The organism is Altererythrobacter sp. H2 (assembly GCF_035319885.1).
Lineage (GTDB): Bacteria > Pseudomonadota > Alphaproteobacteria > Sphingomonadales > Sphingomonadaceae > 34-65-8.
Genome location: NZ_CP141285.1, coordinates 2,964,224 through 2,978,275, shown reverse-complemented (window position 1 = coordinate 2,978,275; position 14,052 = coordinate 2,964,224). Strand labels below are relative to the sequence as shown.

At 67.3% G+C, this 14,052-nt stretch carries 16 protein-coding genes; 9 read left to right on the top strand and 7 right to left on the bottom strand.

Annotated features, from left to right (window positions below; all coding sequences use genetic code 11):
- Window positions 1–76 precede the first annotated feature (76 nt).
- On the bottom strand, window positions 77–2,797 hold the full coding sequence (locus U4960_RS14780; protein ID WP_324261374.1) for a valine--tRNA ligase: 2,721 nt from the start codon (window positions 2,795–2,797) through the stop codon (window positions 77–79).
- A gap of 160 nt (window positions 2,798–2,957) precedes the next feature.
- Here U4960_RS14780 and U4960_RS14775 point away from each other — a divergent pair, with 160 nt between their 5' ends.
- Genes U4960_RS14775 through U4960_RS14755 form a run of 5 tightly spaced genes read left to right on the top strand, consistent with a single transcriptional unit; the run spans window position 2,958 to window position 7,220 of the window.
- Complete coding sequence (locus tag U4960_RS14775) at window positions 2,958–4,067, top strand: MlaE family ABC transporter permease (protein WP_324261373.1); 1,110 nt, start codon at window positions 2,958–2,960, stop codon at window positions 4,065–4,067.
- Complete coding sequence (locus U4960_RS14770) at window positions 4,064–4,945, top strand: ABC transporter ATP-binding protein (protein WP_324261372.1); 882 nt, start codon at window positions 4,064–4,066, stop codon at window positions 4,943–4,945. The genes U4960_RS14775 and U4960_RS14770 overlap by 4 nt, the downstream gene beginning before the upstream one ends.
- A gap of 9 nt (window positions 4,946–4,954) precedes the next feature.
- Window positions 4,955–5,902 (top strand): MlaD family protein, encoded by a 948-nt coding sequence (locus U4960_RS14765; RefSeq protein ID WP_324261371.1) that lies wholly within the window; start codon window positions 4,955–4,957, stop codon window positions 5,900–5,902.
- A gap of 26 nt (window positions 5,903–5,928) precedes the next feature.
- Entirely contained in the window at window positions 5,929–6,522 is a 594-nt protein-coding gene (locus U4960_RS14760; RefSeq protein WP_324261370.1) for an ABC-type transport auxiliary lipoprotein family protein, read from the top strand.
- Window positions 6,504–7,220 (top strand): caspase family protein, encoded by a 717-nt coding sequence (locus tag U4960_RS14755; protein WP_324261369.1) that lies wholly within the window; start codon window positions 6,504–6,506, stop codon window positions 7,218–7,220. The genes U4960_RS14760 and U4960_RS14755 overlap by 19 nt, the downstream gene beginning before the upstream one ends.
- On the opposite strand, the gene U4960_RS14750 is transcribed toward U4960_RS14755, so the two are convergent.
- The 6 genes from U4960_RS14750 to crcB are packed head-to-tail and all read right to left on the bottom strand — an operon-like array spanning window position 7,171 to window position 11,059.
- Window positions 7,171–7,869 (bottom strand): ATP12 family chaperone protein, encoded by a 699-nt coding sequence (locus U4960_RS14750; protein WP_324261368.1) that lies wholly within the window; start codon window positions 7,867–7,869, stop codon window positions 7,171–7,173. The genes U4960_RS14755 and U4960_RS14750 overlap by 50 nt on opposite strands.
- Window positions 7,866–8,075, bottom strand: a complete 210-nt coding sequence (locus U4960_RS14745) for a hypothetical protein (protein ID WP_324261367.1) — start codon at window positions 8,073–8,075, stop codon at window positions 7,866–7,868. Before U4960_RS14745 ends, U4960_RS14750 begins: the two co-directional genes overlap by 4 nt.
- Window positions 8,072–8,725: an HAD-IA family hydrolase gene (locus U4960_RS14740; RefSeq protein ID WP_324261366.1), complete on the bottom strand. Its 654-nt coding sequence runs from the start codon at window positions 8,723–8,725 to the stop codon at window positions 8,072–8,074. The genes U4960_RS14745 and U4960_RS14740 overlap by 4 nt, the downstream gene beginning before the upstream one ends.
- On the bottom strand, window positions 8,722–9,321 hold the full coding sequence (locus U4960_RS14735) for an FMN-binding negative transcriptional regulator (protein ID WP_324261365.1): 600 nt from the start codon (window positions 9,319–9,321) through the stop codon (window positions 8,722–8,724). Before U4960_RS14735 ends, U4960_RS14740 begins: the two co-directional genes overlap by 4 nt.
- Window positions 9,321–10,643: an RluA family pseudouridine synthase gene (locus U4960_RS14730; protein WP_324261364.1), complete on the bottom strand. Its 1,323-nt coding sequence runs from the start codon at window positions 10,641–10,643 to the stop codon at window positions 9,321–9,323. The genes U4960_RS14735 and U4960_RS14730 overlap by 1 nt, the downstream gene beginning before the upstream one ends.
- The gene (gene crcB, locus U4960_RS14725) at window positions 10,640–11,059 is read right to left on the bottom strand and encodes a fluoride efflux transporter CrcB (RefSeq protein WP_324261363.1); all 420 of its coding nucleotides are present in this window, start codon (window positions 11,057–11,059) and stop codon (window positions 10,640–10,642) included. The genes U4960_RS14730 and crcB overlap by 4 nt, the downstream gene beginning before the upstream one ends.
- A 202-nt stretch (window positions 11,060–11,261) precedes the next feature.
- Between crcB and rpsU the strand changes: the two genes are divergently transcribed.
- From rpsU to gatA, 4 genes are all read left to right on the top strand, one after another.
- Entirely contained in the window at window positions 11,262–11,468 is a 207-nt protein-coding gene (gene rpsU / locus U4960_RS14720; RefSeq protein WP_324263124.1) for a 30S ribosomal protein S21, read from the top strand.
- A 102-nt stretch (window positions 11,469–11,570) separates the two neighbouring features.
- Window positions 11,571–12,194, top strand: coding sequence for an FKBP-type peptidyl-prolyl cis-trans isomerase (locus tag U4960_RS14715; RefSeq protein ID WP_324261362.1), 624 nt, complete (start codon window positions 11,571–11,573; stop codon window positions 12,192–12,194).
- Between the two features lie 73 nt (window positions 12,195–12,267).
- Window positions 12,268–12,570 carry an Asp-tRNA(Asn)/Glu-tRNA(Gln) amidotransferase subunit GatC gene (gene gatC, locus U4960_RS14710; RefSeq protein ID WP_324261361.1) on the top strand — a complete coding sequence of 101 codons (303 nt, stop codon included), beginning with the start codon at window positions 12,268–12,270 and terminating at the stop codon, window positions 12,568–12,570.
- Window positions 12,570–14,051: an Asp-tRNA(Asn)/Glu-tRNA(Gln) amidotransferase subunit GatA gene (gene gatA, locus U4960_RS14705; protein WP_324261360.1), complete on the top strand. Its 1,482-nt coding sequence runs from the start codon at window positions 12,570–12,572 to the stop codon at window positions 14,049–14,051. Before gatC ends, gatA begins: the two co-directional genes overlap by 1 nt.
- Window position 14,052: the final 1 nt, after the last annotated feature.

The following is a 14,052-nucleotide window of genomic DNA, read 5'->3' as shown; positions in this document are numbered from 1 at the left end:
ATTTGCGCGCAGCCGACCGACACCCGAAAGCGGACATTTAGGCACGCTGTGCAAACGGCGGCGAGGGCGGTCTAGCCTACCCCAGCCGCGCCAGTGCTGCCGTCAGCCGCTCGACTTCGCCCGCATGATGGGCGAGATCGGCGCGGGCCTTTTCGACCGCTTCGGGCTTGGCCTTTTCGGCGAAGGCGGGGTTGGAGAGGCGGCCGCCTAGCGACTTGGCTTCCTTCTCGGATGCCGCCAGCGCCTTTTCGAGCCGCGACTTTTCGGCCGCGATGTCGACGATCCCTTCGAGCGGGATGACGAACACGTCCTCACCCGCAGTCACCTGCATGGCGGGGCCGGCGGGGGCTTCACCGATGGTCACCGGAGTCAGGCGCGCGAGGCGTTCAATCGCGGCGATCGAGCGCTCGATGGTGCGCGTCGCCACATCAGATGGCGCGGCCAGATAGGCCGCCAGCTTGGCCCCCGGGGGAATGCCGAGTTCGTTCCTGGCGCTGCGGGTGTTGGTGGTGAGGTCGATCACCCAGTCAATCGCGTCGGTTGCTTCCTTGCTGATTTCCGCTTCCGGAGCGGGCCACTGCGCCAGGATCAGCTCGTAGGGGCGCTCACCCAGCTTGTGCCACAGCTCTTCGGTGATGAAGGGCATGAAGGGGTGGAGCATGACGAGGATCTGGTCGAGCGCCCAGCCGGCCACGGCGCGGGTTTCCACGGCAGGCGGGCTGTCCGCGTCGCCGGCGAAGACCGGCTTGATCAGTTCCAGATACCAGTCGCAGAACTTGCTCCACGTGAACTGGTAGATCGCGTTAGCCGCCGCGTCGAAGCGCAGATCCGCCATGGCGCGCTCGATCTCGGTGACGCAGGCAGCGACCTCGCCAATGATCCACTGGTTTGCCGCAAGCCGCGCGGGCGGGGCCTTGACGCTGGCCGAGGCACCGATCCCGTTCGACTGGCAGAACCGCGCCGCGTTCCACAGCTTGGTGGCGAAGTTGCGGTATCCCTCGACCCGCTTCTCATCCATCTTGATGTCACGGCCCTGGCTTTCCATCGCCGCCATGAAGAACCGCAGCGCATCCGCCCCGTACTGGTCGATCAGGCCGAGCGGATCGATCACATTGCCCTTGGACTTGGACATCTTCTGCCCGTCCGGCGCGCGCACCAGCCCGTGCAGGTAGAGCCGCGGCCACGGGTTCTGCCCGGTCATCGCCTGGCCCATCATCATCATCCGCGCATCCCAGAAGAACAGGATGTCGAAGCCGGAGATGAGCAGGCTGTTGGGGAAGTGTTTGTTCAGCAGCGGGGCATCGCTGTCCGGCCAGCCCAGCGTGGCGAAGGGCCACAGGGCACTGGAAAACCAGGTGTCGAGCACGTCCTCGTCCTGCCACAGCGTGACCGCCGCGCCTGCCAGAGCTTGTGCGGCTTCCGCAGTTTCAGCGACGTAGCACTTGCCATCGTCGCCGTACCACGCCGGAATCCGGTGGCCCCACCACAATTGCCGGGAAACGCACCACGGCTGGATGTTGTCCATCCAGTTGAAGAAGGTCTTTCCCCAGGTCTTGGGCACGATCTCGATCGCGCCGCTGCGGACCGCCTCCATCGGCTTCACCGCCAGCTTTTCCGCGTCGACATACCACTGGTCGGTCAGCCAGGGTTCGATCACCACACCGCCGCGGTCCCCGAACGGGGTCTGGATCGTGCGCGGCTCGGCGTCGTGTTCTTCGCCGTCCTTGTCGACGTGGGGGATGAGGCAGCCGTGTTCCTTCATCCGCATGACCACCCGCTCGCGCGCGCCGTCCACACCATCGCGCCGGAAGCGGTGCAGGCCGAGGAACTCTTCCGGCACCAGGCCGTCAGCGGTCTGGCAGACGTTGCCATCGGCATCGAGCATGTTGAGCATGGCGGCTGGCGCAAACCCGGCGCGCTTGCCCACCTCGAAGTCGTTGAAATCGTGCCCCGGGGTGATCTTGACGCAGCCGGAGCCGAGTTCCGGATCGGCGTGCTCGTCGGCCACCACCGGAATGCGCCGGCCGGTCAGCGGCAGGATCACATGCTTGCCGACCACGCTCGCATACCGTTCGTCGGCCGGATTCACCGCCACTGCCATGTCGGCCAGCATCGTCTCGGGCCGGGTGGTGGCGACGACGAGATAGTCCTTGCCCTCGCTGGTGGTGACGCCGTCAGCCAGCGGATAGCGGAAGTGCCAGAACCCGCCCTTGACCTCGCGCGTCTCCACTTCGAGGTCGCTGATCGCGGTCTTGAGCTTGACGTCCCAGTTGACCAGCCGCTTGTCGCGGTAGATCAGCCCCCGGCCGTGGAGATCGACGAAGGTTTTCGTCACCGCCCGGGTGAAGTGCGGGTCCATGGTGAAGGCTTCCAGATCCCACGCCACGGATTCGCCCAGCCGGCGCATCTGGTCGAGGATCATGCCGCCGGATTCGGCCTTCCATTCCCAGACTTTGGCGATGAATTCCTCGCGCGTGTAGTTGGTGCGCTTGTCGCCGCGCGCCTCCATCTGGCGTTCGACCACCATCTGGGTGGCTATGCCGGCGTGATCCATGCCAGGCAGGAACAGGGCATCCTTGCCGCGCAGCCGTTCATACCGAATCACCACGTCCATCAAGGTGTGGTCGAGCGCGTGGCCGATGTGCAGGCTTCCCGTCACATTGGGCGGCGGCAAGACGATGGTGAAGGGCTCGGCATCGGGCCGATCGGGCCGGAACAGGCCGTGCGTTTCCCAGTGGGCATACCATTTTGCCTCAATGGCCGCGGGATCGAATGTCTTGTCGAGCGTTGTGGTCATGATGTTTGTTCGCTGATGCTCACGTCGGGTGCCGGCCGGCACCGCGTTGAATAACGTAGTACGCGCCCATGCCAGCGCGCGCGCTGCGGCGCAACATGGGGGAATCGTGGGTGGAACACCGGCTTGTGCCATCTGCCTTTTGTCCGCATAGGTGCGGGCGATGAGCGACGGCGCGTCATACCGGCTGGAGGAGCGCGGCGGCACCGGTTCGGTGCTGGTGCTCGCGGGCCCCTACATGGTTTCCACAATTGCTGCCGTGGTCGATGATCTGCGCGCGCTCGATCCGGTGCCGGCCATCGATCTTGCCGAGGTGAGCGAGATCGACACGGTCGGCGCCTACGTCATCTCGGCGCTGGCGAGCGACCATGGCGCTGAGGTGACCGGCGGGAGCGAGCGGGCCATGCGGCTGATCGCCGCGCTCGAAAAGCTGGGGCAGCCGGACAGCGAGGTGCAGCTGCACCCTTCGCTGATCGAAGGCACCCCGGCCCGGATCGGCAAGTCGATTACCGAATTCGGCACGGGTGTGCGCGGCGTGGTCGGGTTTCTTGGCCAGGTGATCGTGGCGGGGGGATCGCTGATCCGGCATCCCTCGCGCTTCCGGGGCAAGGCGCTGGTCCACCAGCTTGAGCTGGTCGGGGTCGATTCCCTGCCGATCATCGGCCTGATGAGCTTCCTGATCGGGATCGTGATTGCCCAGCAAGGCGCGGTGCAGTTGCAGCAGTTCGGGGCCGAATCGCTCACGGTCAACCTGGTCGGGCGGATTACCTTGCGCGAGCTGGGCGTGCTGATGACCGCGATCATGGTCGCTGGCCGGTCCGGCTCGGCTTTTGCCGCGCAGCTCGGCACGATGAAGCTGACCGAGGAAATCGACGCCATGCGGACCATCGGCATCTCGCCGATCGAGGCGCTGGTGATCCCGCGCATCCTGGCCGCGACCTTCATGATGATCCTGCTCGGCTTCTATGCCTCGGTGGTGGCCATCATCGGCGGGGCCGTGGTGGGCGACGTGATGCTGGGCATCCCGTTCCTGACCTTCCTTGAGCGGATCAAGGAAGTCGTGCCGACGCATGACCTGTGGGTCGGCCTGATCAAGGCGCCGGTATTCGGCCTGATCGTGGCGCTGGCGGGGTGCTACAACGGGATGCAGGTCAAGGGGAACTCGGAAGAAGTGGGCCGCCGCACCACGCTGGCGGTGGTTTCCGCCATCTTCGCGGTGATCGTGCTCGATGCGTTCTTCGCGGTGTTCTTTACCGAGCTGGGCTGGGGATGAGCGAACAGGCCGCCGCCCGGCTCGAACGCCACGCCCGCTATCGCGGCGAGTACCCGATTGTCGTCCAGGGGCTGGTCAACAAGTTCGGCGATTTCGCCGTGCACGAGGGGCTCGACCTCAAGGTGCGGCGGGGCGAGATTATCGGCGTGGTCGGCGGATCGGGCACCGGCAAGTCCGTCCTCATGCGCTCGATCATCGGGCTCCAGATCCCGGACGAAGGACATATCGAGGTGTTCGGCCGCTCGCTGACTGACGGCGATCCGGAGGAAGTCCTCGGCGTGCGCAACCGCTGGGGCGTGCTGTTTCAGGGCGGCGCGCTGTTCTCCACCCTCACCGTGGGCGAGAATGTCGAGGTTCCGCTCAAGCAGTTCTACCCGGAGATCGATGCCGGGCTGCTCAAGGAAATCGCCCGTTACAAGGTCATGCTGTCGGGCCTGCCGGAAGATGCGATCGACAAGTTTCCGTCCGAGCTTTCGGGCGGGATGCGCAAGCGCGCCGGGCTGGCGCGGGCGCTGGCGCTCGATCCGGAGCTGCTGTTCCTGGATGAGCCGACCGCCGGGCTCGACCCGATCGGGGCCGCCGCCTTTGACCACCTGACCCGCGAACTGAAAGCCACGCTGGGCCTCACGGTGTTCCTGATCACCCACGATCTCGACACGCTCTATGAAATCTGTGACCGGGTGGCGGTGCTGGCGGACAAGAAGGTGATTGCCGTCGGTACGATCCCCGAACTGCTCGAAACCGACCACCCGTGGATCGACGAGTATTTCAACGGTCCGCGTGGCCGGGCGGCGCGCGCTTCGCAGGAACGGCACAAGCCGGGCGGGCACACACAGGCAGGCAAAGCGTTGGACAAGTCCGGACCGGGCGGGGCATAAGGCAGGGCAATGGAAACACGGGCAAACCACGTATGGGTCGGCGTCGTCACCCTGGCGCTGCTGGCCATGCTGGCGGCGGCGATCGTCTGGCTGGCGCAGCTCGGGCAAGGCAGCACCAAGGATTACGACATCTTCTTCAAGCAGTCGGTCGACGGGCTGGCGCGGGGATCGCAGGTGTCTTTCTCCGGCGTGCCGGTGGGTCAGGTGAAGGAAATCGAGCTTTACCCGGAAGACCCGGAGTTCGTCCGCGTGCGGGTGGAAGTGGAAAAGGAAGTGCCGATCCTGGTCGGCACCACCGCCACCATCCAGGGTTCGTTCACCGGCGGGTCGACCATCCTGCTGGAGGGCGCGCGCAGCGGCCAGCCGCCGATCACCTGCGAAACGACCGCCTGCACCGAAGGCGTGCCGATCATCCCGCCCAAGGCGGGCGGGTTCAACGCGATCCTCGCCAATGCGCCACTGCTGCTCGAACGGCTGGCGACGCTGACTGAGCGGCTGACCGGGCTGCTGTCGGATGAGAACCAGGCGGAACTGACCGGCATCCTGCGCAACACCAACCGCATGAGCGCCGATCTGGCCGAGGCCACGCCGCAGATGAAGGGCACGCTGGCCGAGCTGCAGACCACCTTGCGCGAAGCGGGCGAGGCGCTTGACGCGTTCGAGCAGGCGACCAAGTCGACCGACCAGCTGATCAATCAGGAAGGCGCCGCGCTGGCCGTCCAACTGCGTGAAACGCTGAGTGCGACCAACAAGGCAGCGCTGTCGCTTTCGGCCACGCTGGAAGACGCCCGGCCTGCCACCCGGCAGCTGGCGGAAACCACGCTCCCCGCGGCCGAGGCGATGATCAAGGATCTGGAAGCGACCAGCAAGGCGCTGCGGGCGGTGACCGAGCGGATCGAGAGTGAAGGCGCCGGCGGTCTGCTGGGCGGGCAGAAACTGCCGGATTACGAGCCATGAGGGCGGCGATGAAAGGGCAAAAGGCAATGGCGCGCATATCGAAGGCCGTTCTGGCAGGCGGGCTGGCCATGGCGCTGGCCGGCTGCATCAGCCTGGGCAGCGAGCCGCCGCCAAGCTTGCTCTCGCTCACCGCCACGGCCATGGCTCCGGCGGGCAGCGCGACCAGTGGCGACCCGGCGAGCGCCATCGCGATCCTTGAGCCAGGCGCCCCGCAAAGCCTCGACGTGGCCCGGGTCCCGGTCCAGATCGACGACACCGAAATCGCCTATCTCAAGGATGCCGTCTGGGTGGAGAAACCCGCCCGGCTGTTCCAGCGTCTGCTGGCCGAAACGGTCAGGGCGCGGACCGGCCGGCTGGTGACCGATGGCGAAACGCCTGCCATTGGCGCTGTTACGCGGATCGAGGGCTCGCTGGGGGCCTTCGGCTATGACGCGCGGACCTCGTCGGTGGTGGTGCGCTACGATGCGGTCCGTGCCGGGGCGGGCGACAGTGTCCAGACGCGGCGGTTCGAGGCGGTCGTGCCGGGCGTGGCGGCAGAGGCCGGACCGGTCGGCCGCGCCCTGAACGAGGCGGCCAACCAGGTCGCAGGGGAGGTAGCAGCATGGGTGTCTGGCGGCTGATAGCACTGTTCGCGCTGGCGGGTTCGCCCGCCATGGCCGAACCGGTCACGATCTACGGTACCCGCGCAGGCGAGGTCGCCTACGATGCCGATCCGTTTGGCGGCAACCCTTTTGCCAGCGCGGTCGTCGCAGCACTGGGCGACGCGGGTGAGGACGGGGCCTTCGCCATTGAAGTGACCACCGGCGAATTGAGCGGCGGTTATCAGATTGCCGATGCCAGCCAGCTTGGCGAGCTGACCCTGCGGCTGGCACCTGCGGAAGACGCTGTGGCGCTGGTGGTGGTGTTTGCCGATTACGGCGATCTTGCCGGTCTGCCCTCGCTGCCCGGTGCGGCGTTCGATGCGATGCGGGTGGCCAACGCCCTGCGCGGCGCGGGCTATACCGTCGCCATGGCAGTGCCTGCCAATGCTGCCGAATACCGCGGGGCTCTGGCCGAATTTGCCGCAGCGAGCGCGAACTATGATCGCGCGCTGATCTACACCACGGGCCACGGAATCGAGCCTGACGGCTACGCCTTCCTGCTGCCCCCCGATGTCGATGCGCTGGCCAATCCGGGGCCGGGCGATGCAATCGGGCTTGACGAAGTGGGGCAAAGCCTCAGGGCCAGCGGCACCAACCTGCTGCTTTATGCCGGGTGCCGCGAGAACCTCATGCCCCACGAAGCCGCGCAAGCCGTGCGAACGCGGCGGCTGCGCTGAAATCACCGCCGCGCCGCACCCGGCGTGCTTCGGCCTGTTCGTCCCAGCCCCACAGCTCGGCCTGCCACAGCTCTTCCAGGCTGGCGGCCTGCCACAGGGTGTCGACGTCAGCCTCCGGGTCCAGCGCGGACAGTGCCACGCAGAGTGAGGCGGCAAGCGAGGCCATCGCCTGCACCGCTGCCAGCGTGAACGGGTCCATCGCGGCCAGACGCGCGGCGAACACGGCCATGGTTTCGGGCGGCTGCGGCCGGTGGAGCACGCCGCTGACCCGCTCCATCCGGACGTCCAGCCGGGCCTCCACCGCCTTCAGCAAAGGCTCCCACACTTCCTGCTGGCGGCGATAGAGCGGCTCGTCCGGATCGGCCCGGTAACAAAGGGTGTCGGTCTCGGCGTATCGCAGCAGCTGCTGGGCCAGGGCTGCGGGCTGCACTGCATCGATGGCGTAATCGGCCATGTCGCGAAAGGGCAGGCTGGCCGGGTCAATGTCATCGCCTTGCCCGCGCCATTCCTCCGCCAGGGCCTGTGCCAGAGCCTCGGTCGGAACGACCTGCGGCGCGCCCTGCGGGGTACGGATCGCGCGCCCGTCCAGCAGTACGCGCCAGCCGCCATCGGCCCTGGCAACGGTTACCTCGCGATAGAACCGCTTCATGCGCCCGGGCTTTTCCAGCGCTTGGCAAGGACGCGGGGCATGAAGAACACGTCAAACAGGCCGAACACCAGCAGCAGCCCGCCCACCCACTGCGGCAGGTCGAGCGCACCCTGGGTGACAGCGAGGCCGGCCAGCACCATGGCCACCCCCACCAGCCGCACCAGCTGGATTGCGAAGAAGCGGTTGCGGGCGTGATCGTCGGTCATGACAGGTAGTCTCCCAGTTGGGCGGCGCTCGATACCACCACCTCGGCTCCGGCTGCGGCCAGCTCGTCCGCCGGGTGATAGCCCCAGTCGACCCCGATTGCGCGAACCCCGGCAGCCCGGGCCATGTCCATGTCGAAACTGGTATCGCCAATCATGACGGCCGCTCCGGGCAGGGCGCCCGCTTCATGCAGGGCCGCTTCGAGCATGGCGGGATGGGGCTTGGAAGGGTGCCGGTCCGCCGTTTGCAGGGTGACGAACCGATCGAGCAGGCCATGCCCGGCGAGGCAGGCGCTCAACCCGCGGTCGGACTTGCCGGTGGCCACGCCCAGCGCCCAGCCCGACTGGGCCAGACGGTCCACCAGCTCGGCGATCCCCTCGAACAGGGGCTCTTCCAGCGTGCCGCCGGTGCGGGCGGAGCGGAACGAATCCTTGTAGGCTTCCACCACCATCCGTTGCAGGTCTTCCGGCACGTCGGGGGCGAGGTGGCGCACCGCCTGCGGCAGGCTCAGGCCCACGATGCGCCGGATCAGCGGGCGCGGCGGGCCGGGCAGGCGGGCAAAGGCAAAGGCTGCCTCCATCGCTTCGCACACTGCGGCCTGGCCATCCACGAGTGTGCCGTCGCAATCGAACACGGCGAGCCTGACGGTCATGGCGCCAGTGTCCGGATCAAGTGCGCCAGCGCGGGGGAGCCAGCCTGCTCCAGCCCGTCGATAATCCGCGCGCGGTCGTCCGCGCTCTTGTTCTGCGAGAGTTTCAGGGTGGGCCGCCAGGCGAGGATTTCCATCTCGTAACCGGCGATGGCGCTCAGCAGCTTGCGCCAGATATCGGACGGGGTCTCCGTGGCGGACCACCCTTCGCCGCCCAGACCGGTTTCGTACTTCTCAATCAGGGTATGGAGCAGGGCCTCAAGCCCGTCCTGGTCCATCCGCCGCACCCGGCCTTCCAGCTCCAGGCTGACATAGTCCCAGGTCGGCACCGTGCCGCGCTGGGCATACCAGCGCGGGCTGACGTAGGCGTCCGGACCGTTGATGGTGACCAGTGCGGTCGCCCCGTCGAGATGCTTCGCAAGGGCGTTGGCCCGGGCGAGGTGGAACTGCACCGCGCCGTCGCCGGTGGAGAGCAACGGCGTGTGGGCCACCCGCGGGCCATCCGGCGTCGTCAGGAACACCATGCCGAAGCCGATCTGGTCGATCAGCGTTTCAAGCAGGGCGCGGTCATCGTGGCGGTACTGCGGGTTGGGGTGCATCAGCGCCGTTCTCTGGGACCTGCCTTTGGCCCCGGTTTGGGTTTTGCGGGGGGCCGGGCGGCCGGTTTGCCTGCGGGTTTGGGCCCCGGCTTAGGCCCTGACCGGGCGGGCGCTTTCGCCCCGGGTTTCGGGGCAGATTTCGGTGCCGACTTCAGGGGGGGCTTGCCCTTCGCGGCCGGTCTCGGCCTGGCCGCTGCGCCGGTTGCCGCCCCGGGCTTGAGTTCCTTGGGTACACCGCGACCGCGCCGCTCGCCCTTGCGTGCCTTGCGATACTGCTTGGCGTGGGTGCGGGCGATCTGCTTCTTTTCCTCGCGGCTGCGCGCCACTTCCGTTTCGCGCAGCGGCGCGGCATCGCTCAGCCCTTCATCGAAGCCGAGCTGCTCCATGCTGGCAGCGAAATGCTCGGGCAGATCGGCGGTCACGTCGAGCGTGCCGCCGCCCCCTTTTCCGTCACTGGGTTCACCGATCACCAGACGCCGGGCATGGAGGTGCATCTTGCGGCTGATCGAGCCGGTCAGGAAGGCTTCCTGCCCGCCATACTTGCCGTCACCGACAATCGGATGGCCCATCGCGGCCAGGTGGACGCGCAGCTGGTGGGTGCGGCCGGTGAAGGGCTCCAGCTCGACCCAGGCGGCGCGCTTGCCCGCGCTGTCGACCACACGGTAGCGGGTCAGGGCGGGCTGGCCGTTTTCGTGATCGACGTGCATCTTCTCGCCGCCGGTGCCGGGCTGCTTGGCCAGCGGGGCGTCGATGGTTCCTTCGCGCACGTCCGGCACGCCCACCACCAGCGCCCAGTAGACCTTCTTCGCACTGCGTCCGGCGAACCGCTTGGAATAGGCTGCCGCGCTGCCCGGAGTGCGGGCCACCAGCAGGACCCCCGAGGTATCCTTGTCAAGCCGGTGGACGAGGCGCGGGCGCGGCCCGTCTCCTTCCACGAAGGCATCGAGCAGGCCGTCGACGTGCCGGTGGGTGCCGCTGCCGCCTTGCGTCGCGAGGCCGGGCGGCTTGTTGAGCACGATCGCGCTCGGCGTCTCGCGCAGCACCATCGCGCGGGCCTGTTCGACATCGGCTTCGCTCAGGGCGCGGGGGGCGCGGGGCGCGCGCTCGGCCTGCTCGCCCCCGGGGGGAACCCGCAGCACCTGGCCCGCCTCGAGCCGATCTTCCGGCTTGGCCCGTGCGCCGTCGACCCGGATCTGGCCGGTCCGCGCCCAGCGCGACACCGTGGCAAAGCCGACCTGCGGCAGGTGCCGCTTGAACCAGCGGTCCAGCCGGATGCCGTCATCGTCGGGCGCGATGGTGAACTGGCGGACAGACTCGCTCATGCCGTCACCCGCATCGCAATAAGGCCGAGATAGAGCCCGGTGAGGCCGGCGAGGACCGAGACCAGCGCATAGGCCATCGCCGCCCAGGCCTGCCCGCGTTCGATCAGCATCATCATTTCCAGGCTGAAGCTGGAAAAGGTGGTAAACCCGCCGAGCAGGCCGACCCCGATCAGCAGGCGCCACTGGTCGCCGCTCTGACCCATGTCGGGGCCATTGCGCGCCAGCCAGCCCATCAGCAGGCCCATGGCGAGGCTGCCGGTGACGTTGACGGCCAGCGTGGCCCAGGGAAAGGCGGTCATCGCCTGTGGGCCGAGCAGCGCGGTCATCCCGCGCCCGGTCTGGTATCGCAATACGGCCCCGGCCGCCCCGCCAAGGGCAACGTTGAGTGTGGCGGCAAGCGGGGAAAGCATGGTCATCGCCGCCCCTTAGCCGGGTTGGGCCACGCTGCAAAGCCGCCCTGGGGCCTGCGCTTGGACTTGCCAAACCGGCCCGATTCGACTAGGCGCGCCCTTGTTCGAGCCGATCCGGCATGGATTCGGCACAATTTTCGTTTGTATTCCAAGGCGCACCCCCGCGCTTATGCGGGCTCTGGGCCTTTGCTGTGAGGTGTTGTATTTTATGCAGATCATCGTTCGCGAAAACAATGTCGACCAGGCTCTGCGCGCGCTCAAGAAGAAGCTGCAGCGTGAAGGTGTTTATCGCGAGATGAAGCTGCGCCGCCATTTCGAAAAGCCGAGCGAGAAGCGCGCCCGTGAAAAGGCCGCTGCCGTCCGCCGCGCCCGCAAGATGGAGCGCAAGCGGGTGGAACGCGACGGGGGCAAGTAAGACCCTGTCCGGCGCCATATTTGGCGCTTGAACCCGTCACAGCGATAAGCCATCAGGGCGCGGAATTTCCATCCGCGCCCTTTTGCATGTCAGGAATCCGCAATGGCCGAAATCACCCGCGTCCCGATCCAGCCCATCGCCAAGGGCTCCCTGACCAAGCTCTGGCTTGGCGTTGCTGCCGCCATCGCGCTCGGCGCGGGGATTGCCTGGGCCGCGGTTCCGGCAGGCGTCACGGTCGATACGGTCCAGGCCGGGACCGGGGTCAACCCGGGCGAGAGCGACGTCCTGTTCGTCAAGTACACCGGCAAGCTGGCTGACGGCACGGTGTTTGACGAGTGGGCCCCGCCGCCGATCCCGGTCGAGGGCTTCTTCCCTGAAGGAAGTCCGCTGTTCATGGGCAATGTCGTCCCCGGTTTTCGCGAGGGCGCCATGAAGATGCAGAAGGGCGGCAAGTACGTGATGGAGATCCCGGCGTCCAAGGCCTATGGCGACGCCCCGCCGCCGGGTTCGCAGGTGCCGGCCAATGCCGACCTGACGTTCGATGTCGAACTGATCGATTTCATGAGCGAGGAAGATTTCCAGCGCCGCCTGCAAGCCTTGCAGCAGGTCATGCAGATGCAGCAGGAACGGCAGGGCGGTGCGCCGGGTGGCCAGCCAGGCGGGGCGATGCCGCCCTCGGCGCAGCCGGTTCCGATGCCGCAACCTGCGCCGCCGCCGCAGCAGTAAGCGCACGCCGCTTGAAGGCGGCTGGTGGCGCTGCTAGCGCCGCATTATCCATTCTTTACGCAAGGAAACTGCCATGTCGGTGGACAAGGCTACCGTGGCGAAGATTGCCTCGCTCGCCCGCATCAGGATGACCGATGAGTCGCTGGAACGCATGGTTCCCGAACTCAACGGTATCCTCGACTGGGTCGAGCAGCTGGGCGAGGTCGACACCAGCGGCGTGGAGCCGATGACCGCTGTCATCCCCAACACCCTGCGCCTGCGCGCCGACGTGATCGATGCCGATCCGCTGACCGGCGGCGGCCGCCGCGATGCGGTGCTGGCCAATGCCCCGGCGGCGGAACATGGCTTTTTCGGCGTGCCCAAGGTGATCGAATAATGACTGATCTCACCAATCTCGGCATCAAGGCCATTCGGGACGGCGTGGCCGCGGGTGACTTCACCGCGCGCGAAGTGGCGGAAGCCTTCAACGCCGCCGTCGCCGGAGCGGCTGCGCTCAATGCCTTCATCGTCACCACCCCGGACCATGCGCTGGCTGCCGCCGACGCGGTCGATGCCGCGCGGGCGAAAGGCGAGCCACTGGGCACAATGGCCGGCGTGCCGATCGGGATGAAGGACCTGTTCGCCACCCGGGGCGTGCAGACCACCGCGGCCAGCCATATCCTCGAAGGGTTCAAGCCCGAATACGAAAGCACTGTCAGCCGGAACCTGTGGAACGCTGGCGCGGGCATGCTGGGCAAGCTCAACCTTGACCAGTTCGCGATGGGTTCGTCGAACGAGACGAGCTATTTCGGCAATGTCATCTCGCCCTGGCGCAAGGAAGGCAGCGATGCCGGGATGAGCCCGGGCGGCTCTTCCGGCGGGTCGTCCGCAGCGGTTGCCGCGCGGATTGCGCCCGGGGCCACGGGTACCGACACTGGCGGTTCGATCCGCCAGCCGGCGGCCTTTGCCGGGATCTGCGGGATCAAGCCGACCTATGGCCGCTGCAGCCGCTGGGGCGTGGTCGCCTTCGCCTCCAGCCTTGACCAGGCCGGCCCGATGGCCCGCGACGTGGCCGACTGCGCCATCATGCTGGAAGCCATGGCCGGGTTCGATCCCAAGGATGCGACCAGCCTCGACCTGCCGGTTCCGGCTTGGGAAGCGGGCCTCGATGCGGACTTGCGCGGCAAGAAGGTCGGCATCCCGCGCGAATACCGCATGGACGGGACCGACGCCGAGATCCTCGACAGCTGGGAACGCGGCAAGCAGTGGCTGCGCGATGCGGGGGCAGAGATCGTCGATATCAGCCTGCCGCACACCAAATATGCGCTGCCCGCCTACTACATCATCGCCCCGGCCGAGGCTTCGAGCAACCTGGCCCGCTATGACGGTGTCCGGTATGGCCTGCGCGACCTGCCCGAAGGGGCCGGCCTGCAGGACATGTACGCCGCCACCCGCGCCGCCGGTTTCGGGGACGAGGTCAAGCGCCGCATCCTGATCGGCACGTATGTGCTCAGCGCCGGGTTCTATGACGCTTATTACACCCAGGCGCAGAAGGTGCGGGCACTGGTGGCGCGCGATTTCGAGCGCGCCTTTGCGGAATGCGACGTGATCCTCGCACCGACCACGCCGACCGCCAGCTTCCCGCTCGGCTCGCTCAATGAAGACCCGCTGACGATGTATCTCAACGATGTCTTCGCCGTGCCCGCATCGCTCGCCGGGCTCCCGGCGATGAACGTGCCCGCCACGATCAACCGCGATGGCCTGCCGCTCGGCCTGCAGCTTGTCGGCAAGCCGATGGACGAGCAGACCGTGCTCAACGCCGGCCTCGCGATCGAGCAGCGCGCCGGGTTCGCGGCAAAGCCGGAGAAATGGTGGTAAG

Coding starts and splice junctions, on each gene's coding strand:
- U4960_RS14780 (WP_324261374.1), bottom strand. CDS start 2,797: ATGACCACAACGCTCGACAAGACATTCGATCCCGCGGCCATTGAGGCA.
- U4960_RS14775 (WP_324261373.1), top strand. CDS start 2,958: ATGAGCGACGGCGCGTCATACCGGCTGGAGGAGCGCGGCGGCACCGGT.
- U4960_RS14770 (WP_324261372.1), top strand. CDS start 4,064: ATGAGCGAACAGGCCGCCGCCCGGCTCGAACGCCACGCCCGCTATCGC.
- U4960_RS14765 (WP_324261371.1), top strand. CDS start 4,955: ATGGAAACACGGGCAAACCACGTATGGGTCGGCGTCGTCACCCTGGCG.
- U4960_RS14760 (WP_324261370.1), top strand. CDS start 5,929: ATGGCGCGCATATCGAAGGCCGTTCTGGCAGGCGGGCTGGCCATGGCG.
- U4960_RS14755 (WP_324261369.1), top strand. CDS start 6,504: ATGGGTGTCTGGCGGCTGATAGCACTGTTCGCGCTGGCGGGTTCGCCC.
- U4960_RS14750 (WP_324261368.1), bottom strand. CDS start 7,869: ATGAAGCGGTTCTATCGCGAGGTAACCGTTGCCAGGGCCGATGGCGGC.
- U4960_RS14745 (WP_324261367.1), bottom strand. CDS start 8,075: ATGACCGACGATCACGCCCGCAACCGCTTCTTCGCAATCCAGCTGGTG.
- U4960_RS14740 (WP_324261366.1), bottom strand. CDS start 8,725: ATGACCGTCAGGCTCGCCGTGTTCGATTGCGACGGCACACTCGTGGAT.
- U4960_RS14735 (WP_324261365.1), bottom strand. CDS start 9,321: ATGCACCCCAACCCGCAGTACCGCCACGATGACCGCGCCCTGCTTGAA.
- U4960_RS14730 (WP_324261364.1), bottom strand. CDS start 10,643: ATGAGCGAGTCTGTCCGCCAGTTCACCATCGCGCCCGACGATGACGGC.
- crcB (WP_324261363.1), bottom strand. CDS start 11,059: ATGACCATGCTTTCCCCGCTTGCCGCCACACTCAACGTTGCCCTTGGC.
- rpsU (WP_324263124.1), top strand. CDS start 11,262: ATGCAGATCATCGTTCGCGAAAACAATGTCGACCAGGCTCTGCGCGCG.
- U4960_RS14715 (WP_324261362.1), top strand. CDS start 11,571: ATGGCCGAAATCACCCGCGTCCCGATCCAGCCCATCGCCAAGGGCTCC.
- gatC (WP_324261361.1), top strand. CDS start 12,268: ATGTCGGTGGACAAGGCTACCGTGGCGAAGATTGCCTCGCTCGCCCGC.
- gatA (WP_324261360.1), top strand. CDS start 12,570: ATGACTGATCTCACCAATCTCGGCATCAAGGCCATTCGGGACGGCGTG.